The organism is Streptomyces sp. NPDC059895 (genome assembly GCF_042731035.1).
GTDB lineage: Bacteria > Actinomycetota > Actinomycetes > Streptomycetales > Streptomycetaceae > Streptomyces.
The window spans coordinates 213,651-238,328 of sequence record NZ_JBHWKO010000002.1 but is presented as its reverse complement, the minus strand read 5'-3'; the positions used below and the strand labels follow the sequence as shown (position 1 = coordinate 238,328).

19 protein-coding genes and 3 pseudogenes are annotated in these 24,678 nt (G+C 73.9%); 11 read left to right on the top strand and 11 right to left on the bottom strand.

What is annotated here, in order from left to right:
• Window positions 1-67: 67 nt before the first annotated feature.
• The gene (locus ACFV9M_RS03055; protein ID WP_385077084.1) at window positions 68-988 is read left to right on the top strand and encodes an AEC family transporter; all 921 of its coding nucleotides are present in this window, start codon (window positions 68-70) and stop codon (window positions 986-988) included.
• An 11-nt stretch (window positions 989-999) separates the two neighbouring features.
• Here ACFV9M_RS03055 and ACFV9M_RS03050 read toward each other — a convergent pair.
• Window positions 1,000-1,299, bottom strand: a pseudogene (locus ACFV9M_RS03050) (cellulosome protein); the annotation flags it as partial.
• Window positions 1,300-1,370: 71 nt separating this feature from the next.
• Between ACFV9M_RS03050 and ACFV9M_RS03045 the strand changes: the two are divergent.
• Window positions 1,371-2,285, top strand: a pseudogene (locus tag ACFV9M_RS03045) (glycoside hydrolase family 36 protein); the annotation flags it as partial.
• Between the two features lie 91 nt (window positions 2,286-2,376).
• On the opposite strand, the gene ACFV9M_RS03040 reads toward ACFV9M_RS03045, so the two are convergent.
• A complete protein-coding gene (locus tag ACFV9M_RS03040; protein ID WP_385077087.1) occupies window positions 2,377-3,765 on the bottom strand; it encodes a glycoside hydrolase family 43 protein in 1,389 nt (462 codons plus the stop codon).
• A 418-nt stretch (window positions 3,766-4,183) separates the two neighbouring features.
• Between ACFV9M_RS03040 and ACFV9M_RS03035 the strand changes: the two genes are divergently transcribed.
• Both ACFV9M_RS03035 and ACFV9M_RS03030 read left to right on the top strand, forming a co-directional pair.
• The gene (locus tag ACFV9M_RS03035) at window positions 4,184-5,611 is read left to right on the top strand and encodes an amidase (RefSeq protein ID WP_385077090.1); all 1,428 of its coding nucleotides are present in this window, start codon (window positions 4,184-4,186) and stop codon (window positions 5,609-5,611) included.
• A 124-nt stretch (window positions 5,612-5,735) separates the two neighbouring features.
• The gene (locus tag ACFV9M_RS03030) at window positions 5,736-6,182 is read left to right on the top strand and encodes a type II toxin-antitoxin system PemK/MazF family toxin (protein WP_385077093.1); all 447 of its coding nucleotides are present in this window, start codon (window positions 5,736-5,738) and stop codon (window positions 6,180-6,182) included.
• On the opposite strand, the gene ACFV9M_RS03025 is transcribed toward ACFV9M_RS03030, so the two are convergent.
• A complete protein-coding gene (locus tag ACFV9M_RS03025; protein WP_385077096.1) occupies window positions 6,167-6,988 on the bottom strand; it encodes a TIGR02452 family protein in 822 nt (273 codons plus the stop codon). The genes ACFV9M_RS03030 and ACFV9M_RS03025 overlap by 16 nt on opposite strands.
• A gap of 309 nt (window positions 6,989-7,297) precedes the next feature.
• Between ACFV9M_RS03025 and egtA the strand changes: the two genes are divergently transcribed.
• The 4 genes from egtA to egtD are packed head-to-tail and all read left to right on the top strand — an operon-like array spanning window position 7,298 to window position 11,764.
• Window positions 7,298-8,641, top strand: coding sequence for an ergothioneine biosynthesis glutamate--cysteine ligase EgtA (egtA, locus tag ACFV9M_RS03020; RefSeq protein ID WP_385077099.1), 1,344 nt, complete (start codon window positions 7,298-7,300; stop codon window positions 8,639-8,641).
• The gene (gene egtB / locus ACFV9M_RS03015) at window positions 8,638-9,981 is read left to right on the top strand and encodes an ergothioneine biosynthesis protein EgtB (RefSeq protein WP_385077101.1); all 1,344 of its coding nucleotides are present in this window, start codon (window positions 8,638-8,640) and stop codon (window positions 9,979-9,981) included. Before egtA ends, egtB begins: the two co-directional genes overlap by 4 nt.
• On the top strand, window positions 9,981-10,805 hold the full coding sequence (egtC, locus tag ACFV9M_RS03010; protein WP_385077104.1) for an ergothioneine biosynthesis protein EgtC: 825 nt from the start codon (window positions 9,981-9,983) through the stop codon (window positions 10,803-10,805). The genes egtB and egtC overlap by 1 nt, the downstream gene beginning before the upstream one ends.
• Window positions 10,802-11,764, top strand: a complete 963-nt coding sequence (gene egtD / locus ACFV9M_RS03005) for an L-histidine N(alpha)-methyltransferase (RefSeq protein WP_385077106.1) — start codon at window positions 10,802-10,804, stop codon at window positions 11,762-11,764. The genes egtC and egtD overlap by 4 nt, the downstream gene beginning before the upstream one ends.
• 173 nt (window positions 11,765-11,937) lie before the next feature.
• On the opposite strand, the gene ACFV9M_RS03000 is transcribed toward egtD, so the two are convergent.
• Window positions 11,938-13,008: a zinc-dependent alcohol dehydrogenase family protein gene (locus ACFV9M_RS03000; protein WP_385077109.1), complete on the bottom strand. Its 1,071-nt coding sequence runs from the start codon at window positions 13,006-13,008 to the stop codon at window positions 11,938-11,940.
• 418 nt (window positions 13,009-13,426) lie between these two features.
• Between ACFV9M_RS03000 and ACFV9M_RS02995 the strand changes: the two genes are divergently transcribed.
• Window positions 13,427-13,828, top strand: coding sequence for a Crp/Fnr family transcriptional regulator (locus tag ACFV9M_RS02995; protein WP_385077125.1), 402 nt, complete (start codon window positions 13,427-13,429; stop codon window positions 13,826-13,828).
• Between the two features lie 260 nt (window positions 13,829-14,088).
• On the opposite strand, the gene ACFV9M_RS02990 is transcribed toward ACFV9M_RS02995, so the two are convergent.
• Complete coding sequence (locus ACFV9M_RS02990; RefSeq protein ID WP_385077127.1) at window positions 14,089-14,991, bottom strand: pyridoxamine 5'-phosphate oxidase family protein; 903 nt, start codon at window positions 14,989-14,991, stop codon at window positions 14,089-14,091.
• A gap of 176 nt (window positions 14,992-15,167) precedes the next feature.
• Here ACFV9M_RS02990 and ACFV9M_RS02985 point away from each other — a divergent pair, with 176 nt between their 5' ends.
• Window positions 15,168-15,560: an STAS domain-containing protein gene (locus tag ACFV9M_RS02985; protein WP_385077112.1), complete on the top strand. Its 393-nt coding sequence runs from the start codon at window positions 15,168-15,170 to the stop codon at window positions 15,558-15,560.
• Between the two features lie 100 nt (window positions 15,561-15,660).
• Here ACFV9M_RS02985 and ACFV9M_RS02980 read toward each other — a convergent pair whose 3' ends face one another.
• Entirely contained in the window at window positions 15,661-17,097 is a 1,437-nt protein-coding gene (locus ACFV9M_RS02980; RefSeq protein ID WP_385077115.1) for a hypothetical protein, read from the bottom strand.
• Between the two features lie 62 nt (window positions 17,098-17,159).
• Between ACFV9M_RS02980 and ACFV9M_RS02975 the strand changes: the two genes are divergently transcribed.
• A complete protein-coding gene (locus tag ACFV9M_RS02975) occupies window positions 17,160-17,861 on the top strand; it encodes a CDP-alcohol phosphatidyltransferase family protein (RefSeq protein ID WP_385077117.1) in 702 nt (233 codons plus the stop codon).
• An 18-nt stretch (window positions 17,862-17,879) separates the two neighbouring features.
• On the opposite strand, the pseudogene ACFV9M_RS02970 reads toward ACFV9M_RS02975, so the two are convergent.
• From ACFV9M_RS02970 to ACFV9M_RS02950, 5 genes and pseudogenes are all read right to left on the bottom strand, one after another.
• Window positions 17,880-18,299 (bottom strand): annotated as a pseudogene (locus ACFV9M_RS02970) (adenylyltransferase/cytidyltransferase family protein); the annotation flags it as partial.
• Window positions 18,296-19,846 carry a fibronectin type III domain-containing protein gene (locus tag ACFV9M_RS02965; protein ID WP_385077120.1) on the bottom strand — a complete coding sequence of 517 codons (1,551 nt, stop codon included), beginning with the start codon at window positions 19,844-19,846 and terminating at the stop codon, window positions 18,296-18,298. The pseudogene ACFV9M_RS02970 and the gene ACFV9M_RS02965, both read right to left, overlap by 4 nt.
• A 77-nt stretch (window positions 19,847-19,923) precedes the next feature.
• Window positions 19,924-21,465 (bottom strand): lipopolysaccharide biosynthesis protein, encoded by a 1,542-nt coding sequence (locus ACFV9M_RS02960; protein WP_385102322.1) that lies wholly within the window; start codon window positions 21,463-21,465, stop codon window positions 19,924-19,926.
• On the bottom strand, window positions 21,462-23,021 hold the full coding sequence (locus tag ACFV9M_RS02955) for a hypothetical protein (protein ID WP_385079632.1): 1,560 nt from the start codon (window positions 23,019-23,021) through the stop codon (window positions 21,462-21,464). The genes ACFV9M_RS02960 and ACFV9M_RS02955 overlap by 4 nt, the downstream gene beginning before the upstream one ends.
• Window positions 23,018-24,541, bottom strand: a complete 1,524-nt coding sequence (locus ACFV9M_RS02950; protein WP_385102319.1) for a hypothetical protein — start codon at window positions 24,539-24,541, stop codon at window positions 23,018-23,020. The genes ACFV9M_RS02955 and ACFV9M_RS02950 overlap by 4 nt, the downstream gene beginning before the upstream one ends.
• Between the last annotated feature and the right edge of the window lie 137 nt (window positions 24,542-24,678).

Genomic DNA, 24,678 nt, shown 5'->3' with positions numbered 1-24,678 from the left:
GCGGCCGGCGCCGGAGCGTCGTCGCCGGCCGCTGATCGGACACACGAAGCACAGGCAAGGAAGAGGGATGCTGGGAGTTCTCACCGGCTTCACGGTGATCGCCGTCGTCGTCGGCGTCGGATACGCCATGGGCCGCCGCACATACCTGGGCGACGAGGGACGGCACGTCCTGACCAGGCTCGCCTTCAGTGTCGCCACGCCCTGTCTGCTCTTCACCACGCTCGCGGGCGCCGACCTGTCCATCCTGCTGTCGACGCGGCTGCTCGTCACCGCCGTCGCCACGGCCGCGGCAGCCGTCCTCTTCGCCGTCGTCGGCCTTCGCAACGGCTGGAGGGCGGGACCCCTCACCATCGGCGCCCTGTGCTCCAGCTACGTCAACGCCGGCAATCTCGGCATACCCATCGCCGTCTACGTGCTGGGGGACGCGTCCCTCGTCGCGCCGGTCCTGCTCTTCCAGCAGATCATCGTCACCCCGCTCGCCCTGACCGTGCTCGATCTGACCCGCCCCGGCGAACGCCTGCCCCTCTTGCGACGGCTGGCCACGCCCCTGCGCAACCCGATGGCCGTCGGCTCGCTCGCGGGCGTCACCGTGGCCGCCACGGGCCTGCCCCTCCCCCGGCCCGTCCTCGAACCCCTCACCCTCATCGGGAACATGTCCGTTCCGGCCGTACTGCTCGCCTTCGGCATCTCCCTGTGCGGCAGCGGCCTGCCCGCGTGCGGGGACGACCGGCCGGCGATCTGGCTGTCCGCCGTCATCAAGACCGCCGTCCAGCCCGTCATCGCCTGGGCCCTGGCGGCCGGGGTCTTCCACCTCCAGGGCGCGGCACTGCTCGACGTCGTCGTGGTCGCAGCCCTGCCCGCCGCCCAGAACCTCTACACCTACGCCTCCCGGTACCGCGTCGCCGAACAACTCGCCCGCGAGTCCATCCTGCTGTCCACTCTCCTGTCCGTCCCGGCGCTCATCACCGTCGCGGCGCTCTTGGGATGAACCAGGACCCCTTACCCCACGACCCGGCCGACGTCGATGCGGTCGAAGTCCGGGGCCCACCCGCGCGCGTTGGCGAAGGTCACGCCGTCGGGCCCCTTCCGCAGGTCGACGGGCACGCCCACGGTCCAGTGGTCCTCGCGGCTCCAGGTGTTGCGGAAGGTGGCCGTGAGGGGGTCGCCGGCGCCGACGGTGATGTCCGCCGTGCGGGAGACGACGTCGGTGTTTTTGTAGGCGTGGCCGCTGTCGCGGCGGTCGTCGTGCGCGTAGTGCACGACCAGCAGATGGCGGCCGGCGCGGGGGGCGTCGACCGTCCGTGCGGGCGCGGTGGGCTCCGTTCAGCGTGGACGGGTAGGTCACGGTGACCGGGTCGCTGCCGTCGGCCGACTCGGCGGACGGCGGCTGGTGGGACGGCGTCGGCGAGTGGCTGCCCTCGCGGCGCCGCTTCCCCGGCGGTCTCGGGGTCGTCCTGGACCGGATCCGGGAGCGGGGCATGGTTCCCGGGCTGTGGCTGGAGCCGGAGGTCGTCGGCGCGCGCAGTCCGGTCGCGGCCGCGCTGCCGGCGGACGCCTTCTTCCAGCGGGACGGCGTACGCCTCGTCGAGCAGGGCCGCCACCAGCTGGACCTGCGGCACCCGGCCGCCCGCGCCCACCTCGACCGGGCGGTGGACCGGATCGTCGGCGACTGGGGCGTGGGCTACCTCAAACTGGACTACAACATCGTGGTCGACCCGGGCACCTGCGCCCCGGGCGACCTCGCACCGGGCGCCGGACTGCTGGGCCACGCCCGGGCGTACCTGGACTGGCTGTCCCGGGTACTGGACCGCCACCCCGGGCTGGTGATCGAGAACTGCGCCTCGGGCGGCATGCGCATGGACGGCGCCACCCTGGCCGTCGCCCAGCTCCAGTCCACCAGCGACCAGCAGGACCCCCTGCGCTACCCGGCCGTCGCCGCCGCCGCGCCGACCGCGGTCCCGCCCGAGCAGGGCGCCGTCTGGGCCCACCCGCAGCCCGAGTACGACGACGACCTGATCGCCTTCACACTGGGCGGCGCCCTGCTCGGCCGCGTCCACCTGTCGGGCCGTCTGGACCGGATGTCGGAACGTCAGCTCGCACTGGTCCGAGACGCGGTGAGCACGTACAAGGCGATCCGCGGCGATCTGGCCCACGCCGTGCCCTTCTGGCCGCTCGGTCTGCCGGGGTGGACGGACCCCTGGCCGGTCTGGGACGGGGAGGCGCTACGGGTGTCACTGCCGCGCACACCCGCCGTGCTGCTGGTGCGCCTCACCGCGAAGCCGTAGCGGCGCTGTTGCCGCGCCGTAGCGGAGCCGTAGCGGAGCCGGCGCCGGGCTCCGGCCGCTCCGCCACGGCGGACCGACGGCCGTCGCCCGCTCAGGCCCAGGCCGTCACCGGCACGAACGAGCTGTCCTGCCGGAACAGGTCCGTGCCGTCCGCCTGTTCCACCCGCAGCTGGTAGTCGTAGTGGCGCAGGTAGTGGCCGGGGTAGTTGTACGACTCGAAGCGCACGGAGCCGCTCGCGGTGCCCGTGCGGGCGACGAACGTGGCGTCCCGGGCGAAGGTCGTCGTGCCGTCGTGGGCGTCGAAGCGGGCACGGAAGGCGTAGTGGCGCAGGTAGTTGCCGGCCGCGTCGCGGAAGGAGCAGCCGTTCGCGTCGGCCAGGCCGGGCACGACGGTGAAGGTGGCGTTCTGCTTCTCGGCGGCCGTGCTGGAGGCGCTCACCACCGGCAGGTTGAGCAGTGCGGACTGCGCCTGCCAGTAGCGGGTGGTGTAGTTGGCCGACCGGAAGGAGCGGGCGACGTTCTTCGTGACGCTCACCCCGCCGGACACCGTCTCCTTGAGGACGGTGAAGTGGCGTGCGGTGCCCGAGACGGCCGGCAGGGCCTCGGGGGTGCTCCAGGTGGCGAAGGTGTCGTAGCTGTCGCTGTAGTAGTAGGTGCCGTCGCCGTAGCCGTCGAAGAAGATCCGCCAGGCGCCGTTGTCGAGCTGGACGAGCGCGGGGCCCTCGCGGTAGCTGCCCCAGCCCGCCCAGTCGCCGGTGCGGGAGATGGTGTAGGGGCCGGTGAGGCCGGTGGCGGTGGCGTACTCGATGTACTTGGTCGTCTCGTTCTTGGTGAAGGCGTGGTACGTCGAGCCGAGCCGCACGACGTAGGTGTCGATGTGGTTCTCGCCGATGCCGGCCAGCGCGACCGGCGCGCTCCACGCGGTGAGGGTGGAGTCGGTGGCCCTCAGCCGGTACGGGGTGAAGATCCACTCGTCGTCGGTGGTCGAGCAGGACACGATGACGTTGACGCTGCCGTCGCCGTCGACGAACCACTCCGGCGCCCAGGCACGGGAGAGGCCGGCGATCGGCACGGTGTGGTCGTACAGGAACGTCCAGGTGACCCGGTCGGTGCTGCGGGCGAAGCCGATGGTGGTGCTGACGTCCTGCCAGGTGTGGGTGGTGTAGGTGAGGTAGTAGGCACCGTCGGTGTGCTTGAGGACGCTGGCGTCCCGGATGCGGTTGGCCGGCGGGGTGTAGGCGGAGGACTTGACCAGCCGGAAGTCGGTGGCGTCGTCGGACTGGTAGACGTTCACGGTGCCGTCGTCGCTGTCGAGGAACGGCACGATGGTGTAGCGGGTGGCCGAGCCGCCGGGCGGGGCCGCGGCGAGGGCGGTGCCGAGCAGGCCGGGCGTCTCGCCCAGGACGAGCGCGGTGGCGGGCAGGACGGCCATCGCGCGCAGCAGGGTACGGCGGGACGGGGCGGGCGGAGGCGTGGTCATGGGCGGCTCTCCCAACGGCTCGTGAGTTCGACAGGCCGAACCGAGTTCGGAAAATCGGTCAGAAGGTAGGGGCGAGCACCCCACCCGTCAATGCCTTGCGCAGGAACACGCGGGCGCCCCACGGCAGGAAGGCGCGGGCGTCCCACGAAAGACCCGTCCCGCCACCGTCCGACGACCACCCCGCCACCGGCCCGGCACCACTCGCGGACACCCCGCCACCCGAACCGGCACCACTCGCGGACACCCCGCCACCCGAACCGGCACCACTCGCGGACACCCCGCCACCCGAACCGGCCACTCCCCACGGGCAGCCCGCCACCGGACCCGCCACCGGACCCGCCACCGCCCGAGGGTCGTTCCGTAGGCCCCCGCCAGACGTTACCGTTCGGTAGACGACGTGCTCACGGAGGTGTCCCGCATGACGCTCGACCGTTCCGCCGGCCTCAAGGACACCGCCCGTGCGCTGGCCGACGGGGAGGTGTCCTCCCGTGACCTGGTCGAACAGGCCCTGGCGCGGATCGAGGCGACCCAGGACGTCCTCAACGCCTTCCGCGTCGTACGGACCGAGGCCGCGCTCGCCGAGGCCGACGCGGCGGACCGGGAGCTGGCCGCCGGAGCGCGCAGGCCGCTGCTGGGCGTGCCGGTCGCCGTCAAGGACGACATGGACGTCGCGGGCGAGCCGACCTCCTTCGGCTGCCGGGGCACCCACCCGGTGGCCGCCGAGGACGGCGAGGCCGTCCGCAGGCTGCGCGCGGCCGGCGCCGTGATCGTCGGCAAGACCAACACCTGCGAACTCGGCCAGTGGCCGTTCACCGAGGGCCCGGCCTTCGGCGCGACCCGCAACCCCTGGAGCACGGACCACACCCCCGGCGGCTCCTCCGGCGGCTCGGCGGCCGCGGTCGCGGCGGGTCTGGTGCCGGCGGCGCTCGGCTCCGACGGTGCCGGTTCGGTGCGCATCCCGGCCTCCTGGACCCACCTCATCGGCGTCAAGCCGCAGCGCGGCCGCATCTCGACCTGGCCGCGCGGCGAGTCCTTCCAGGGCATCACCGTCAACGGCACGCTCGCCCGCACGGTGGCCGACGCGGCCCTGCTGCTGGACGCGGCGAGCGGCAACCACGCGCTGGATCCCCACCGGCCGCCCGCCGTCGACGCCTCGGCCGCCGTCGGCCGCGACCCCGGCCGGCTGCGGATCGCGCTCGCCCTGAAGCCCCCGTTCACCGCCGTCCGCGCCCGGCTGCGGCCCGAGGTGCGCGCCCGGGTCGTCGAGCTCGCCGACCGGCTGGCCGGTCTCGGGCACACCGTCGAGGAGGCCGGCCCGCCGTACGGGCGGATCGGGCTGACGTTCGTGCCCCGGGCGACCGCCGGTATCGCCGAGTGGGTCGCCGAGGCGCCCTTCCCCGCGCTGCTCGACCGGCGCACCCACGGCGCCGCCCGGCTGGGCCGGCTCCTGGGCGGGGCCCCGCTGCGGGCGGCCCGGCGCGCGGAGGCGGCCCTGCACCGCCGTATCGGCGCGTTCTTCGGGACGTACGACGTGGTCCTCGCGCCGACCACGGCCGCTCCCCCGCCCCGGATCGGGGCCATGCTGGACCTCGGCGGGCTCGCCACCGACCGGGCGATGATCGCCGCGTGCCCGTACGCCTGGCCGTGGAACGTCCTCGGGTGGCCCGGTGTGAACGTGCCCGCGGGGTTCGCGCCCGGCGGCCTGCCGGTGGGGGCGCAGTTGCTGGGCCCGGCGCACAGCGAGCCGCTGCTGCTGTCCCTCGCCGCGCAGTTGGAGGCGGAGCTGCGCTGGCACGAGCTGTGGCCGCCGCAGCCGGAGCCGGAGCGGGTGACGACGGCCGGATGAGCACGGGCGGCGTGCGTCTCACCGGCCGTGACGCCCCCTCACCGGCCGGGTCCGTCACCGCAAGCCGGGGATCGAGATCCCACCTGGTCACGGACCGGAACGGACCGCCGCTTAAGGTGCCACCGTGACCGCGTCTACCGAAGAGAACGTCCCGGGCCGCTTCGGCCCCTCCGCGACCGTCGAGGCCGACCCCCGTGAGATCGGCCGGGTGCGCACGGAGTACTCCCCCGCGCACGACGGGGACCCCGATCCCGGTGAGATCGTCTGGACCTGGGTGCCCTTCGAGGAGAACGACGGGCGGGGCAAGGACCGCCCGGTGCTCGTCGTCGCCCGGGAGGCGGCCGGGACCTTCCTGGCCGTCCAGCTGTCCAGCAAGCGGCACGACGGCAGCCGCGACTGGGTGCCGATCGGCAGCGGGCCCTGGGACCGGTCCGGACGGGACTCCTGGGTGGACGTCGACCGGGTGCTGCGGCTGCACGAGGACGGTATGCGCCGGGAGGCCTGCGCCCTGGACCGGATGCGGTTCAACCTGGTCCGGCACCGGCTGCACGAACGCTACGGCTGGACCTGAAAGGCCCCCGCGAAGGCACCGCGCACGGCGGCGTCCGGAGTCCGGTCCAGCACGCCGAACACCACGTGTGCGAACGTCCGGGCGAACCGCCCGCCGGGCCCCAGCAGCGCCCGGAACGCCCCCGCCACCTGCGCGGGGTCGTTGCGGAACACCCCGCAGCCCCAGGCGCCCAGCACCAGCCGCCGGTAGCCGTGCGCGGCGGCCGCCTCCAGCACGCGCTCGGCGCGCACGGCAAGGGCGCGCGGCAGCTCGGCGGCGCGCTCCGGCGCCGTCCGCAGCACCACCCCGGCGTTCGGCGCGGCCGCCGTCAGGAAGCCGGCGGCGAACGGCTCGCCGAGCAACCGGCCGCGGTCGTCGCGGAAGACGGGAACGGCCGGCGCGTGGATCACCCGGTCGGAGTAGAACGGGTCCCGGTGGGCGCGGTGGTGGTCGTAGAACGCGCGGGCCTCGACCAGGCAGGTGTACAGCGCGGAGGCCCGGCACAGGGCCTCCTCCTGCGCCTGGGCGCCGTTGAGGTAGCCGCCGCCGGGGTTCCGGGCGGAGGCGAAGTTCAGCACCGCGACCGGGCCGTCCGGCGCGAGCCGGCGGGCCGCCTCGGTGCTGCTCTCGCCGGTGACCTCGACGAACGGGTCCACGCCTGGGACGCCGGGCACCGGGACCGGGTCCGGTCCCAGCATCCGCGTCCCGGCGCGGGCCGCGGCGATCGCCGCCGCCAGGGACACCTCGCGCCCGTCCGGCGCGCGGTACCCGCCCGCCGCGACGATCCGCTCGTTCTCGCGGGCGACACCGCGCAGGCGCGCGCTCACGGCGCCACCCCCGTGGGCGCCGTGAGCCCGCGCCGTGCGGCCTCCCCCGTGCCGTGCGTCGCGCCCGTCGTCCGCGGGTGCGACTCCCCCGTCGTGCTCATGAACGCATCGTGAGCGATGCTGGTCGTGCGGCGCAACAGAGTTTCCCCGCTGCGCCTGCGGCGCGGAATCGGCGCTTCCCGGTCCCGAACGTGCCGTTGTGCACCCTTGTGTGAATCCGGCAGAGAGGCTTGGGTGGGACGAACGATGCCGGTCCGGCCCCACCGACGCCGGACCGGTGACATGGTGGAATCTCAGGAGGATCCCGACATGTCCGACACATCAAGCGATCCGTCCGCGGGTGGCTGTACGGACCCCCGTACCGCCCTCACCGAAGCCGAGGTGGAGGCCCTGGTCAGGGGCATCTGCTTCAAGACCGGCCCGCCGCGCACCGTGGGGGCCGAACTGGAGTGGCTCGTCCACGAGCTGCGCGCGCCGCAGCTCCCCGTGACACCCGAACGACTCGAGGCGGCCTACGCCGCCCTGAACAACGTCCCCCTGAGGTCGGCCCTCACGGTCGAACCCGGTGGCCAGCTGGAGCTCAGCTCGCCGCCCGCCGCCTCCCTGATGGAGTGCGTCGACACCCTCTCCGCCGACCTGGACGCCGTCCGCGCGGTCCTGCGCGAGGCGGGGCTCGGCCTCTCCGGGCTCGGAACCGACCCCTGGCACCCGCCCCGCCGGTTCCTGCGCGAACCCCGCTACGACGCCATGGAGGCGTACCTCGACCGGACCGGTCCGGCCGGGCGGGCCATGATGTGCACCTCGGCCTCCGTGCAGGTCTGCCTGGACGCCGGGTACGAGGAGCCCGGCCCGCTGGGGCTCGGGCGGCGCTGGTGGCTGGCGCACACCCTGGGCGCGGTCCTCGTCGCCGCCTTCGCCAACTCCCCGGCGCTCCGGGGCACCCCGACCGGCTGGCACTCCACCCGGCAGCTGCTGTGGACGGAGATCGGCGCCGGCCGCGCGGGCGCCCCCGCCCCGGACACCGAGCCGCGCGGGGCCTGGGCCCGGCACGTCCTGGACGCGCCGGTGATGTGCGTACGGCGCGAGGACGGGCCGTGGGAGGTGCCCGACGGGATGACGTTCCGGGAGTGGACCCGGACCGGGTCGCCCACCCGGGCGGACCTCGACTACCACGTCTCCACGCTGTTCCCGCCGGTCAGACCGCGCGGCCACCTGGAGCTGCGCATGATCGACGCGCAGCCCGGCGACCACGGCTGGATCGTGCCGGTCGCCGTGACGACGGCGCTGTTCGACGACCCCCAGGCCGCCGAGAGCGCCTACCGCACGGTCAAGCCGCTGGCGGAACGGACGCTGTCCCGGCCCGCCCCGGACAATCCGCTGTGGCGCGACGCGGCCCGCTCCGGGCTGACCGACCCCGAGCTGCACGAGGCGGCCCTGGCCTGCTTCGCGGCGGCCCTGGAGGCCCTGCCCCGGATCGGCGCGACCACCGCCGTCACGGAGGCCGTCACCGTCTTCCGCGACCGCTACGTCCTGCCGGGCCGCTGCCCCGCCGACGACCTGATGGACCGCCTGCGCGGCACCGACCTCGCCGCGTCCGGGCTCCGCCCGGCCGGGGGAGCCCCCACCGCGCACGGGAAGGACAACCGCTCATGACCGACACCGCCCTGGACGGGACCGGCCACGATCCCGTCCACGACGCCGACGCGCTCCGCGACCGGGCGCTCGCCTCACTCACCGCGGCCCGTGCCCGCACCACGCTCCTGACCAGTTGCGTCGAGGACCCCGACCTCACCGCCCAGCACTCCCCGCTGATGTCCCCGCTGGTGTGGGACCTCGCGCACATCGGCAACCAGGAGGAGATGTGGCTCCTGCGCGCGGTGGCCGGCCGCGAGGCGATGCGCCCCGAGATCGACGGCCTGTACGACGCGTTCGAGCACCCGCGTGCCGAACGGCCCTCGCTCCCGCTGCTGCCGCCCGAGGAGGCCCGCCGGTACGCGGCGGAGGTACGGGGGCGGGCCCTGGACGTCCTGGAGTCGGCCGACTTCCACGGCACCCGGCTGACGGAGGCCGGGTTCGCCTTCGGCATGATCGCCCAGCACGAACAGCAGCACGACGAGACCATGCTGATCACCCATCAGCTGCGCAGGGGTCCGCAGGCCCTCACCGCCCCCGACCCGGACCCGGTCCCGCTGTTCACCGGCCCGTCCGAAGTCCTCGTCCCCGGCGGCCCGTTCACCATGGGCACGTCCGAGGAGCCCTGGGCGCTGGACAACGAGCGCCCGGCCCACGCCCGTGAGGTCGCGCCCTTCTTCATCGACACCGTCCCGGTGACGAACGCCGCCTACCAGGCGTTCATCGACGACGGCGGGTACGACGACGCACGCTGGTGGACCCGGGAGGGCTGGGCGCACGTGCGCCGGCACTCCCTGAGGGCCCCGCTGTTCTGGCGCCGTGACGGCAGGCAGTGGCTGCGCCGCCGCTTCGGCGTCACCGAGGCCGTACCGCCCGACGAGCCGGTGCTGCACGTGTGCTGGTACGAGGCCGACGCCTACGCCCGCTGGGCGGGGCGGCGGCTGCCCACCGAGGCCGAGTGGGAGAAGGCGGCCCGCCACGACCCGGCGACCGGCCGCTCGACGCGCTACCCGTGGGGCGACGCCGACCCCGCGCCCGAGCACGCCAACCTGGGCCAGCGGCACCTGCGTCCGGCCCCCGCCGGCAGCTACCCGGCCGGCGCGTCGCCGCTCGGGGTGCGGCAGCTGATCGGCGACGTGTGGGAGTGGACCGCGAGCGACTTCCTGCCCTACCCGGGCTTCCGGGCGTTCCCGTACAAGGAGTACTCGGAGGTGTTCTTCGGGTCCGACCACAAGGTGCTGCGCGGCGGTTCGTTCGCGGTGGACCCGGTGGCCTGCCGGGGCACCTTCCGCAACTGGGACCACCCGGTCCGGCGGCAGATATTCTCCGGCTTCCGCACCGCCCGGTCGGGGGGCGTCTGATGTGCCGTCACGTGGCGTGCGTGGGTCCCGTGGAGCCGCTGGGCCGGCTCCTCGTGGAGCCCCCGCACGCCCTGTACCGCCAGTCGTGGGCGCCCCGGCGGCAGCGCCACGGCACCGTCAACGCCGACGGGTTCGGGGTCGGCTGGTACGCCGAGGGCGATCCGGCGCCGGCCCGCTACCGCCGGGCCGGCCCCATCTGGGCGGACCTGTCCTTCGCCGACCTGGCCCGCGTCGTGCGCTCCGGCGCGCTGCTGGCCGCCGTCCGGGACGCGACGCTGGCCGGGGCGGACGCGGAGGCCGCGGCGGCGCCGTTCGCCGCGGGGCCGTGGCTGTTCAGCCACAACGGGGCGGTCCCGGGATGGCCCGGCTCCCTCACACCCCTGGCCCGGGGCCTGTCCGCGGCCGACGTGCTGTCGATGGAGGCGCGCAACGACTCGGCGTTCGTGTGGGCGCTGGTCCTCGCCCGGCTGCGCGCCGGGGACACCGAGGGGCAGGCGCTCGCGGACACCGTGCAGGAGGTCGCCGCGGCGGCCCCCGGCTCCCGCCTCAACCTGCTGCTCACCAACGGCACGACGATCACCGCCACGGCCTGGGGCGACAGCCTCTGGTACCTGGCCGGGCCCGGCCGCGCGGTCGTGGCCTCCGAGCCCCACGACGACGACCCCCGCTGGCAGGAGGTCCCCGACCGCACCCTGCTCACCGCGAGCCGCACCGAGGTCCTCCTCACCCCGCTCAAGGACCCGGACACGGACGCGGCACCCTCCCCCACCCCCGGCTCCGCTCGACCGGGGGGACCCCCATCACCGGAGGAGACCTGCCCGTGAGCCCGTTCCAGATCACCCGCACCCTCCCCGAGGACGCCACCGACGCCGCGCTGCGCGCCGACGTCCGCGACGGCCTCACCGCCACCCCGAAGACCCTGCCGCCGAAGTGGTTCTACGACGCGCGCGGCAGCGAACTGTTCGAGCGGATCACCGAGTTGCCCGAGTACTACCCGACGCGGGCCGAGCGCGAGATCCTCGTCGACCGCTCGGCCGAGATCGCCGCGGCGGCCGGCGCCCGCACCCTCGTCGAACTGGGCTCGGGCTCCTCGGAGAAGACCCGCCATCTGATCGCCGCGCTGGACGGCCTGCACACGTACGTGCCCGTCGACGTCAGCGAGAGCGCCCTCGGGCAGGCCGGACACGCCCTGATCGCCGAGCGGCCCGGCCTCGGCGTGCACGCGCTCATCGCCGACTTCACCGCCCCGCTGACGCTGCCCGCCACACCGGGCCCGCGTCTGCTGGCGTTCCTCGGCGGCACCATCGGCAACCTGCCGCCCGGCGAACGGGAGACCTTCCTCGCCTCGGTCCGCGCCCTGCTGGCGCCGGGGGACGCGCTGCTGCTCGGCACCGACCTGGTGAAGGACGAGCGGGTGCTGGTGCGCGCCTACGACGACGCGGCCGGGGTGACGGCCGCGTTCAACAAGAACGTCCTGGCCGTGGTCAACCGCGAACTGGGCGCCGACTTCGACCCCGACGCCTTCGACCACGTCGCCCTCTGGGACGCCGGGAACGAGTGGATCGAGATGCGGCTGCGGGCCCGTACCGCGCAGACCGTCAAGATTCCCGCGCTCGACCTCGCCGTCGACTTCGCGGCGGGCGAGGAACTGCGCACCGAGGTGTCGGCCAAGTTCCGGAAGGAGGGAGTGCGGGCCGAACTGCTGGCCGCGGGGCTGGAGCTGACCCACTGGTGGACGGACGGCGCGGGGCGCTTCGCGCTGTCGCTCAGCGTGGTGCGCTGAAGGTGCCGTGAAGGTGCTCCGCCCGGCCGGGCGGCGCCGGACGCGTACGCTCCGGTGTCCGCCCGGCTCCAGGACGAGCCGTCGGGGCGGTCCCGCCGGCCGGGGGTGAGCGCCGCCGTCACCGTGGTCCGGAGGGCGCCCGCGAGCTGGAGCGGGGCACCGCGGCCCGGTGGTCAGGCCGCCGGAACGGCCAGCACGTCGTGCCGTTCCCCGCCCAGCACCACCTTGAGGGCGCCGGTCTCGGCGGCACGGGCGAAGACGTCGTAGGCCTCCTCCATCCGGTCCAGCGGGAAGGTGTGGGTGACCAGCTCCGACGTGGGCAGCCGGCCGGAGGCCGCCATCCGCAGCAGGGTGGGCGTCGAGAACGTGTCGACGAGCCCGGTCGTGATCGTCACGTTCTTGGTCCACAGGTCTTCGAGGTGCAGGGTGGCGGGCCTGCCGTGGACGCCCACATTGGCCACCCGGCCCCCGGGCCGCACCATGCGCGTGCACGTCTCGAAGCTCTCCGGCAGTCCCACCGCCTCGACGACCACGTCGGCGCCCAGACCGCCGGTGAGGTCGTCGACGAGCTGCTCCGGGTCGTCGCGGACGGCCACGACGGCGTCGGCACCGAGGCGCCTGGCGGCGTCGAGCCGGGAGTCGGCGAGGTCCACGGCGATGATCCGTTCCGGTGTGTACAGCCGTGCGGTGCGGATCGCGGCGAGTCCGATCGGTCCGGCCCCGACGACGGCGACGGTGTCCCCGGGCCGGACGCCCCCGTTCAGCACACCCACCTCGTAGGCGGTCGGGAAGATGTCGGCGAACAGCACGGCGTCCTCTGCCCGCAGCCCGCCGGGCAGCGGATGCACGGACAGGTCGGCGTACGGTACGCGCACGTACTCGGCCTGTGTGCCGTCGATCCGGTGGCCCAGGATCCAGCCCCCGCCGCCCCGGCACTGGCCGTACGTCCCCTCCCGGCAGAAGCGGCAGCGGCCGCAGGCGGTGATGCAGGAGACCAGCACCCGGTCCCCGGGCCGTACGGTGCGCACGTCGCCGCCGGTCTCGACGATCTCCCCGACCGCTTCATGGCCCAGCACGGTCCCCGGGCGCAGCTCCGGCACGTCGCCCTTGAGGATGTGCAGGTCCGTGCCGCAGATGGTGACGGCGTCGACCCGCACCACGGCGTCGGTGGGTTCGTTGATGTCGGGGTCCGGGATCTCCTCCCAGGCGGACTGTCCCGTGCCGTGGAAAACGAATCCCTTCATGACCGTTCCTCCTTCGGACTCCGGCTCGCCGGAAATGCCCCCTGTAGCCAGCTTCGGTCACCGTGACCCGCATCCGCACACGGGCGCCGGCCGGGAAGCGGCAGCCGGCGCGTCCGTCCGGCTCCACGGCGTCGGTCCGGCCGGGCAGCCGCACGCCCCCGTGCCGTGGTAGCGCGGCGAGCATCCGTACGCCGACAGCCGGTGGAACCCGAGGGGGCCGAAGGGCCCCTGGCAGGGACCGGACGGCCCGTCGTGTCGCGCGCCGTGGCGGAACAGGCTGGTATCAGGGACCGAACAGCCGTCCGAGGGCGCACGGCGGACCCGCCGGCCGCCGGCCGCGGCGCGAGCAGCAGAAGGAGACGGAACCGTGACCACCACCCTGTCCACGGCCCTGCCGGCCGAGCACCGCGAACGGCTGATGCGCGTCGCCCGCGAGGTCTCCTTCGCGTCCGGGGAGCGTCTGTTCGAGGAAGGCCGGCGGGCCGACCGGTTCTGGATCGTCCGGACCGGAACCGTCGTCCTCGACCTGCACGTGCCCGGCCGCCGCGCCGTCACCGTCGAGTCGCTGGGCCACGGCGAACCGGTCGGCTGGTCCTGGCACTTCCCGCCGTACCGGTGGCAGCTGGGGGCCGAGGCGCTCAGCCCGGTGCGGGCCTGGGAGTTCGACGCGGAGGCCGTACGGGCCATGTGCGCGCAGGACCCCGGCCTCGGCCGGGCGATCGCGGCCTGGGTGGGCCAGGTCGTGGCCCACCGGCTGCACGCCTCCCGCATCCGCCTGCTGGACCTGTACGCGCCGTACGGCAGCGGGAGCCCGGTGTGAGCGGCCCTCGGTCCCCCGCCCGCCGCCGCGGCTCCCCGCCCCCTTGGAACCCGTCCGGGTGGAGGTCGGTGACGGCGTCGTCCCCCTCAGCGGCCACCTGCGGGACACACCGCCCCGGTGCCCGCCGCCGCACGCCTGGCGCTGCGCGCCGTCGAGGGGCTCGCCGACGTCGAGACGGACCTGTCTGTCCGGCGGGATGCGGGCGAGGGGGCGCCGGGTGAGCCCACCGCGTGTCCACGGCACGCCGAGGCCGAAAGCGCTCAGTCGTCGTCGGCCGGGGTGATGCGGCGTCCCGACAAGCGGTCGATGTCCAGTACCACCCACAGCGTGCGCGGGCCTCCCGCCCAGGGCTCGGTGTGCGCCCGCTGGTCGAGCCGGCGTACCGCGTCGGGGTCGGTGACGGCCCGGGCCCGGCCCACGGCCAGGACGCTCCAGCCCTGGCTCATGGCGTCGTCGACGCGGTCGACCTCGAAGGCCACCTCGTGACCGACCGCCGCGGCGGGGACGGCGCCGGGCGCGGTGCGGAAGGCGATGGCCTCGTCGACCACCTCGTAGTTGACGGGCACCACGGCGGGACCGTCCGGTGCGGTCAGCGAGACCCGGCCCACGCCGTGCGTCGAGAGCAGGGCCCGGCACTCCCCCTCGTCGAGGTCCCGCAGGCGGGGGTGGCGCAGTGCCCTGCCCTGTCCGGGTGGCCGGTCCCGGCCGCCGCCCTTGAGTTCGAAGAGCGTGGTGCCCAGTGCGTCGGCCAGCCGCAGGAGGGTCCCGAGGCTCGGGTCGGACGCCTGTGTCTCGAGGTAGTCGAGGTACCGCGGTGAGATGTGGGCGCGGCGGGCGGTCTCCGCCAGGTCCAGGCCCCGCCGTCGCCGCGCGGCGGCCACCCGCCGGCCGATGTCACCGGGCTGATCGGCGACGGTCCCGGCGGTGGCGTCCGCCGGCTCCGGTCCGCGTCCGCCCGCCGCCGGCTCCTCCCGGCCGCCGCCGGGGTGGACATGGGCGTCCGGTCCGGGGAAGACCAGCGTGATGTCGCCGGTGTCCGACCAGCGCACGTCGTACGGCGGTGTCCCGTCGTCGTGGTGGAGGCCGACGATCTCCCCGTCGCGCCGGACGGCACCGGTGGCCGGGCTCTCGACGATCAGCCGGTCGCCGAGGTGGGCGTGCATGGCCATGCCCTCTCCTTCCGTCGACGTCCTCCTCCAGCATCACCCGGGAACGGTGGCCGCACCAGGAGAGGGCCGGGGTCCGTCCCGGCGCGGGGCCGCGCGGCGGGCCCGGTCGCCGCGGCGGGCAGGGCCGATCGGCCCTGGTGCGCGGGGCCCGTCCGGTGTGTGCTCGGAGCATGTCCGAGCACCACGACGGGTCCGCGCACCACCACACGGAACGTGTCGTCGGCGGCACGACCGTGGTGGAGCTGCGCGGCGAGATCGATCTCCTCACGGCGTCGCCGCTCTCGGCACGCCTCGACGCCCTGACCTCGCGCCCGCGCCCCGATCTGGTGGTGGACCTGCGTCCGGTGTCCTTCATCGACTGCAGCGGGCTGAACGTGCTGTGCCGGGCGAGGAACCGGATCCTGGCCGGACACGGCCGCCTGCGCCTGGTCGTCGACAGCGACGGCCTGTTGCGCGTTCTGCGGCTGGCGCGCCTGGCCGACGTCTTCGAGATCCTCAGCCACCTGCCCGGGCCCCTCGTCCGCGCCCCGGAGACGGGTGGCGCGCCCGCCTCGACGGACTGACCGGGCTGCCGTGGCCGGCGTCCCGGCCCCGGCAGGCCCCCGGCCCCGGCAGGCCCCCGGTGCCGGCAGGCCCCCGGTGCCGGCAGGTCCCCGGTGCCTGTCAGCCGGACGGGACCGGACTGGGCACGGGCGTCTGGCCGGGGGGCGGGGCCACACCCGCCGGCGGTTGCGGACTCGCAGGGGGGTCCGGGGCGGCGGGCGGGGCCGGCGCGGGCGCGCGGTCGTCACCGGATCCGTCCAGGCAGTCGACGAGGCTGACGAAACCGGCGCGTCCGGTGCCCTCGGTGACCACGAAGTCGCTCGCCGCGTGACTGCGCAGCAGGCACATGTCGTAGCGGGCGACGGCCGGGATGTCGTCCGGGGCGGCCTCGGTCCGGTACGCGTGGCGGCCCACCAGCTGGCAGGAGTCGTAGCGGATCAGCGGCCCTCGCGGGCCCACCGTGTAGCGGTGCGGGATCACGTCGGCGGAGAAGTCCTTGAAGGCCAGTCCGGTGTCGTCGCAGTCGCTGAAGTGGACCGTTCCGCTCTTCCACACGCAGTCGATGACCCGCACGTCCGGGTTGCGCACCTCGAACCGGATGTCCTGGGCGTGGAACCGCTGCACCGAGTCGTGGTGCTGGGCGACGGGGAAGCGGAAGAAGGTGCTGGTGGTGCCGTACTCCTCGGTCGGCCGGGGCCGTGTGCCGGTGATGATGTACGAGCCGCCCCGGCAGGTGATGGAGCCGCCGTAGGGGAACTCCAGGAAGTTGCCCCACTCGTACTCGACCTTCATGTCGGTGAACCAGTAGTTGAGGAACTGGTCCTGGTCGTTGGGGTCGGCCTGCCGGCGCCGGGACAGGCCCGAGTACAGGAACGCCTTGCGGTAGCTGCCGCCGACGCGGCACGCCTCCCAGCGCATCTCCGAGTTGGTGTCCGTGCCGTCCAGGGCGAGCCCGAACTCCCACTCCCCCATCCACTCGCACTCCGAGAACCGGTAGTCCTGCGCCTGGCCGGTGGAGTACGAGCCGAAGAAGGAGGCGCCCGGCGTGGCCGAGCGGAACTGCATGCGCTCGAAGGACAGGTTCGACCAGATGTCCTCGTTGCGGCACAGGAAGGAGCCCGGGCCGCGGGCCGGGCGGAAGACGAGGGTGGTCATGCGTTTGCCCGCCCCGCTGAAGCGCAGGCCGTTGGCCGCGCGCAGCGGGGCGACGCCGTTGAGCAGCGCGTGCGGACGGGTGATGAGGAACTCGCCGGCCGGGATCTCGATCACCGTGCGCCCGACGCCGCGGGTGACGCGGGAGGCCGCGAGCGCGTAGGCGATCTCGAACGCCGTGGTGTCGTCGGCCCGCCCGTTGCCCACGGCCCCGAGGTCGGCCACGTTGATCACGAGCGGCAGCCGGGCGGCGGAGCGGCCCCGCCCGGGGACCGCGGGGTCCGGGGGCACTTCGGGAACGCGTTCCGGTCCGACGGCCGCGGACGCGTTGTGCGCGGTCAGGGCCGTCGCGGTGAGCACCGACACCCCGCCACGCAGAAGTTGACGACGGCTGACACGAGACATCCCGGCTCCCCGTTCTGCCATAATTGCCTTCTTTCCAACCGTTTTCTTAATAAAGGAGGGGTATGACCGAGTTTGCCGAGACTCTCAGGCATCTGTCGGCGGCACAGAAGCCCGCGAAAGGGGTCTCGCTCTACACCCTGTTCGTCAACCGCCCGGCCGGCCGGTTCCTGGCCGCGGTGGCCTACCGGGTGGGGGCGACGCCCAATCAGCTGACCGTCCTGAGCGCCCTGTTCACCTTTCCGGCCCTGGCGGCGGTGGCGCTGCTGCCGCCCGGGCCGGGGATGGCGGTCTGCGTCGGCGCGGCCCTGGCCGTGGGGTTCGCGCTGGACTCGGCGGACGGTCAGCTGGCGCGTGGACAGCGCTCGGGCAGCCCGTCGGGCGAGTGGCTCGACCATGTCCTGGACTGCGTCAAGATCGTCACCCTCCATCTGGTGGTGCTGGTGTCGCTCTACCGGTTCTTCACCCTGCCGAGCCCGCTCCTGCTGCTCGCGCCGATGGTCTTCCAGCTCGCCGCCGTGGTGATCTTCTTCGCCGGGATCCTGACGGAGAAGCTGAAGGGGCGGACACCGGGGACGGCTCCGGCCGGGTCGGCCCCCGCGCTGCGGTCCGTGCTCCTCCTGCCCGTCGACTACGGCGTGACCTGCGTCGCCTTCCTATTCCTGGGGAGCCAGCAGGCCTTCCTCACGGTGTACGGAGCGCTGCTGCTGGCCCACGTTGTGTTCATGGGCGCCTTCCTCGTGAAGTGGTTCCGGGAGCTGCGCTGAGGGGATCTCCGGCGACCGGCGGGTGGAGAGCAGTTCCAGGGCGCCGCGCAGCAGGGTGCTGGAGGTGTGCATGGTGTACGGGAAGTACACGACCTCGACGCCCACCTGCGCGAAGCGCCGTTCGAACTCCTCCCACTTGGGGGTGCCCCGCCAGTCGTCGCCCTTGAAGATGACGTGGAAGCCGATCCGCTTCCACGTCTTCAGCTTGTCGACCTCCGACTCCACGGCGACCTCGTCGACGTAGCGCACACTGCGGACGATCTCCAGGCGCTCGGCCAGCGGGACGACCGGCACCCGGCCCTTGAGCTGCGCGGTCAGGTCGTCGGAGGTCACGCCGGCCACCAGCCGGTCGCAGTGCCGGCGCGCCTCGCGCAGGATGTTGAGGTGCCCGATGTGGAACAGGTCGTAGACACCGGGCGCGAATCCGATGCGTGTCACTGGGAGTCACCCGCTCCTTGGGTTCTGGCCGCCGCCTTCGACGGCACGGTCACGGTCACGGAGTTCGACTTGGCCGAGGTGTTCGTCCCGTCCGTCACCTCGAGGGTGTACCGGTGGCTGCCGCCGGCCACGGAGTCGGTGTGGGTCATCTGCGGCAGCTTCCAGTAGGTGGACTCCTGCGTCTTCGTCGCCACGGCCTTGCCGTCGCGGTAGACGCGGTACGTCAGGGAGGCGTCGTCCCGGTCCCAGGTGGCGCGCCAGGTGAGGGTGACGCTGCCGGGGTCGGTGTCCGACACCGCCAGGACGGGCACCTCCGGCGCACCGGTGTCCCGGCTCCCGAAGCGGGTCAGGCCCTGCTGCGGCACGTCGTTGACCCGGGTGAACTCACCGCCCGTCCACAGCACGCCCTGCGAGATCGCCAGCGCGCGGGGGCCCACGTGCTCCCCGATCCCGTCGTTGGTGTCGGGGAACCAGTGCAGGATCCTGCGGTCCTCGAGCGACTGGACCAGCAGGTGCTGCCGGTCGCCGCGCTCCGGGAACCCGCCGGGCGTCTCGTTGCAGTTGTGCGCGTGCGACGCGCTGTAGAGGAGTCCCTTGTACGGCAGGATGGCCTGGGTCGCCCCGAAACAGGTGTCCTTCCACACCATGCTGCCGTTGGTGAGACGGCCCGCGATCCGGCCGTCGAAGATGCCGGGACCGTGGCCCTCCGCGCCCACGTAGAAGCGGTCGTTGTAGCGCGCGATCGTCTTCACCGACGACTGGGGCGGGAACCATCCCGGGTAGGTGAGCACCGTCTTGCCGCTGCCGGGGTTCAGCGTGACCAGCGAGCGGGCCGCCCGCCCGTTGACCGACTCGAAGTCGCCGCCGACGAACAGCCTGCCGTGCGAGGTGGCGGCCGACAGGGCCCGCACCGACTGGTCGACGTCCGCCTGGAAGGGCTGCAGGGCGCCCTTGGTGGTGAGGGCGGCGACCCGGTTCCGGGACTGTCCGCCGATCCGGCTGAAGTCACCTCCCAGGTAGACGGTGTCGGCCGTGGTCTCGATGGCCCGGACGGTGGCGGACACCGACGGCCGGAAGTCCTTGCTCAGGGTGCAGCCGGCGGTGTCCAGGGCGACGGCGTTGGCCACCCGGGTCGAGCCGACGTGGTCGAAGGAGCCGCCCACGTAGAGCACCCGCCCGTCGGGGGAGGCCTTCAGGGCGCGCACGGTGTGGTTGTGGCCGGTGAACGTGGGCGCACAGGGCAGGAGGGCGCCGGTCTTGGCGTCGAAGGCGGCGAAGTTGCGGCGGGCGACCTGCCGTTGCCCGGGGGCGGCTCCCGGCGGACGGACGGTGTCGAAGGATCCTCCGACGTAGACGACCCCGTTCGCGGCGGCCAGCGACCAGACGATCCCGTCCGTCTGCCAGGTGGACAGCGGGTCGGCGGAGAAGGCGGGCGTGCCGTCGGCGGCCGCGGCGAAGGGGGCGTCGAGCAGGACGGTGGTGCAGCAGACGAGCGCTGTGGCAGCGACCCTGGCGACCGGCTTCGTACGGCGTTTTCTCAGGTGCAAGGGAAACCCCGGGTGGCAGTGGTGTGTGGGGGGTGACGCCGGCGGGGTGGGCCCGGGCGAGGGGGCCGGGTCCGGGCTCATGCGGCGCGGCGACGCAGCACTCCGCCCAGGTCGCTCACCCTGAGCGACGTCCGATACCGCCACAAAGTAGTACCAAATACACACGATCCCAAAGCCATTCCGACGGCGAGTCCTGACGGTGTGTCACCAGTCGCCCGGCGGACCGCGGCCAGGACCGTCACGACGGCGCACGAGACGGTGAGCGCCCTGGTGTAGCCCTCGCCCACGGTCGTGAAGCCCAGGCGCCACCGGACGAGCACGGCCGCCGCGAGGTTCTCCACGACGATGGCCGCGCCCCAGGACACCGCGGCGCCGAGCACTCCCCAGACCGGTACGGCGAGCACACCGATGACGAGCTGCACCGTGAACGCCGCCGCGGTGACGGCCAGGTGCCAGGAGCTCCGGCCGGCCATGAGCAGCACGGTCTGGGCGTTGCCGACGGCGATGTTGACCATGGCGGCGGCGCACAGCAGCACCAGGGCGAGGGCGCCGTCGGTGAACTCCGGTCCGAAGACGGCGAGGACGGTCGCGGGGAAGCAGGCGACGACACCGAACAGCGGCCAGGAGAACAGCACGGTCCAGCAGGTCGACACGCGGTGCAGGTCGTGTGCCTCGGCGGTCCGGCCGACGGCGAGCAGTCGGCTGAGCTCCGGCGCCACGGCGAGCCGCACGGCGAGCTGGACCAGGGTGCCCGCGGTGACGACGCGGCCGATGGCCGTGTACACCCCCGCCTCGGCGGCGGTGGCCAGCGCGGAGAGCAGGATGACGCCGACCCAGACGGCGCTGATGTCGAAGACGGAGGAGATGGCGCGGGGTGCGGCGAAGCCCCAGAAGGCCCGCCAGGCCACGGGCCCGTCCCCCGCCGGGTGCGGTGCGGGACGGCCGGCGCGGCAGCGGCGCAGGGAGAGCCAGGCCGCCGCGGAACCGGCCAGCGCGGGCAGCAGCCAGGCCGAGGCCAGGGAGAGCACTCCGGGCGCGTACCAGGCCACGGGGACGGCGATCAGCACCCGCAGCACCGGCTTGCCGATCTGCTCCACGCCCACGAACGGCACCACCGTGCCGTATCCCCGGGTGGCGCCGAGCAGGATCATGCCCACGGTGGCGGCGGGCAGGAAGAGCCCGAAGAGCCGGACCAGGGCGACGGCGTCCCCGGGCGGCAGATGGGGCAGCAGGGTGGTGGCCACCGCCGGGGAGAACACCAGCGGGACGGCGGCCGCGGTGGCGGCCACCGTGGCGGGCAGGACGGCCGTGCGCAGCAGCGCGTCCACCGAGCGGCCGCCGTCGACAGCGAGGTCGCGCGGCACGAAGCGCACGAGCCCGGTGTCGGCACCGAGCTTGCAGGCGTTGCTGAGGATGGTGAACAGGGCGACGCCGGTGAAGATGGCTCCCGCCCCCTGCGCTCCGACGGCCCGGGTGATCAGGCCGACGAGGAGGAACGAGAAGACGGCGTTCGCGACGGAACCCGCCATCCCCCACCAGCCGCCCCGCGCCGTGGCGGCCACCCCGCTGGGGGCGGCCGCCCCGGCGCGGGGGCGGGCGGTCGTCTCGGGGGCGGTCATCGGCGGGAGGCGCTCAGCGTGCCGTCCTGCACGGGGAGTTCCATGGACGCGGTGTCGGCGTGCGCCGCGTGACCGTACTTCGGGCGGCGGCGCAGGACCCGCAGGCGGCGGCCCGGGCGGCCGGTGTCGAGGACGGCCCCGAGGAGGCGTCCGCCGGAGCAGGCGATCAGCTCCTGCACCTGCCGGAGGTCCTCGCGCCGGGTGCGGTCGAGGTGGGCGACCACGAGGACGCCGTCGACCCGCTGGGCGACGGCCAGCGCGTCGGCCTGCGTGAGCAGCGGACCGGCGACGACGACGGTCGACGCGTCGTGGTCGGTGAGGACCGGCCGGTGCCGGCGGCCGCTGCCGGCGCTGGAGGAGAAGGCGAGGCGGCCGACGACGTCGGTGTCGACGAGGACGCTCCCGGCGGGCAGGAACGCCTCCTCCAGGGTGGGGGCCTGGTACGGCATCAGCGGCAGCCGCGTGGCGAGGTCGCTGGTGTCGGGGGTGGTGTCCACCAGCAGCACGTCGCTGCCGTCCTCGGCGAGGGCGGCGCCCAGGTTGGCGGCGACCTCCTCGGCGTCGGCGGTGGTGCGGGGGGCCACCACGAGCACGTGGCCGGAGCCGGCCGTGCGGTCGAGCTGCCGCATCCGGAACGCCAGGGCCCGGTAGGCCTCGGTGCGCGGGCTGCCGGTGCGGCCGACCGTCAGCAGCGCCTCGTCCCCCGCGTCGTCGGAGGGCAGGATGCCGAGCACCGGAGCGCGCAGGGCGGCCTGGACCTCCCCGACCGAGCGGACCCGGTTGTCCAGGGCGGAGCGCACCCAGGCCAGCACGATGCCGAGGAGCAGTCCGCACACCAGCCCGAGGGCGAGCAGGGTCCGCAGGCCGGGGCCCACCGGCAGGGTGGGGACCGAGGCCCGGCGGACGACGTCACCGCCGTCGGTGTCCCGGGTCTTGATGTCCAGGACGCGCTTTTGGAGGTTGTAGAGCTGGTTCTGCGCGGCGGGCTTGGCCGACGCCCGCTCCAGCTGGTCCTGCGCCAGCCGCTTGTTCAGCACGGCGATCTGCTGCTCCAGGGCGTGGGTGGCCCGCTGCACCGTGGCGTCGTTGCGGCTCTTGCGGTCGGCGAGGTACGCCTCGGCGAAGGCGTTGGCGCCCTGCGCCGCGCGCTGGGCGGCGCCGGAGGTGAACTCGAAGCGCAGCACCTGGGACTTCTGCGGGTTGGTGACCCGCACCCGGGCGCCGAACGCGGTGGTCTGGTCGGCGGGCCGGCCCAGGATGCGCACCGCGCGCTGGGCGACGGCGGCGCTGGCGGCGATCCGCTGCTCGGTGCTCATGCTGACCTGGTTGTCGGCGGAGACACCGACCGTGCCGAAGGGGTCGGTGGTGGAGCGTACGAGGACTTCGCTGGTCGCCGTGTAGGTGTGGGCGCGCTGCACGGAGAGGGCGAGTCCGCCGACCGCTCCCAGGCAGATGCCCAGGGCGATCAGGGCTCGGTGGCGCAGGATGCGGCGCAGTTGGTCGCGTAGCTGGTCCGGCTCGTCGTACCGGTCGTCGAATGGGGTGGGGCCGGTCACGGGTGCCCTCCTGTTCCGGGGATCGATGCGTGACGGATGGGTGTGGGCTGCGCGGCCGGTGAGGGGAACCGGGATGCCCGGGCGGTACGGGTGCTGATGAGCAGCGGGACGGCCATCAGGAGCGTCAGCGGGCCGGCGATGGCGAGCAGGCTGCCGCGCAGGAAGACCATCTGGTAGAAGGCGAAGGCCGGCACCAGGAGCGCCGCGAGGGTGCCCGGCCGGCCACGCAGCAGGTGGCGTACGTCGTCGGCGCGCCGTCCGACCGCGCCGAGCAGGCAGAACACGACGACCACCGCGAAGGGGCCGGCCCACAGGTAGCTCTCGATCCACAGGGGCGCGGACAGGTTGAGGAACTCGTAGCCCGCGTACCGGGCCAGGGCGATGCCGGTGTCCTCGGGTTTCTCCGGCCACATGGAGCGCGGCACCATGAACAGCGGGGGCCCGAGCGCGTCCTGGGGGGAGAACCCGTTCTCCCGCGCGTAGTCGATCCCGGTCTGCACCTGCTGGAAGGCGTCGTAGTCGCCGTTGGTGGTGAACTGGTCGGTGAGGGAGACGACGGTGACGTCCTCCCGGTCGCTGTAGCGGAAGTAGTCGCTGTAGGGGAAGACGACCAGGAGCGCGGCGATGAGCGCGGCCGCCGTGACCCGGAAGGCCCGGGGCCGGCACAGCCGGGGCACGGTGAACACCAGGGTCAGCAGGACCGTGCCGATCCAGAACCTGGGCTTGCTGATGGGGTTGTTGACGACCGCGTTCAGCACCAGGAACACCGGCAGCAGCAGCCAGCGCAGGCCGCGCAGCCAGCGGTCGCCGCGCACCACCCGCGGTACGTGCAGCAGGCCGAGCAGCGCCCAGAACGCGGGCACGGACAGCGACCAGCTGAGCAGCACCTGGAGGAAGGCGCCCTGGGTGTCGGCCGCCGCGCCGGCCTCGGTGATGGCCTGACGGCTGGTGAAGTACGCGCCGAGGCGGCCGGGTTGGCTGGAGATCAGCAGGACCGCGAAGGCCAGGGCCAGCCCGCAGAGCGCCAGCAGGCGCCACGGGGCGATCCGGCGCGAGAGCAGTCGTTCCAGGAAGCCGGGCGGGGCGGAGCCGGCGCGGGTCTGCCGGCGACGGGCGGCGAGGGCCGTGCCGGCGCTGTAGGCGAGGAGCCCGAGCTCCACGACGGCGACGGCCTCGAAGGCGTTGGCCTCGCGGGCCCGGTAGGGCCACGGGTAGGTGTCGGAGACGAGCATCGCCAGGGGCGCCAGGCCGAGCCAGATGTAGGCGAAGACCCAGAAGCCGAAGGCGACCAGCCGCACCGTGGGCGCGGTGAGCACACGGGCGAGCGCGCCACCGGTGTGCGCCACGACGACGCCCTGGAGCGCGAGCGCGACCGACAGCCGCACGCCGTCCGACTGGAGGATCAGCCCCGGCAGCAGGACGGTGAGCACCACGGCCCAGAGGGAGACCGCAGCCGCACTGCGGACGCGAACGTCCTGCATCCCGACCTCTCTGCCGAGCGAGTTTTCAGGCTGAAACATCACCGAAAGATATATAGCGCTCTTACCGCTCAAATCATCCAAGGCGCGCACAAATCATTCACTTCGGTGCAGCGGTCACCAAAGAGGAACATCGGGTGATGTTCTTTTTCGGCAGCGTGCCTTTTACCCCAAATCAT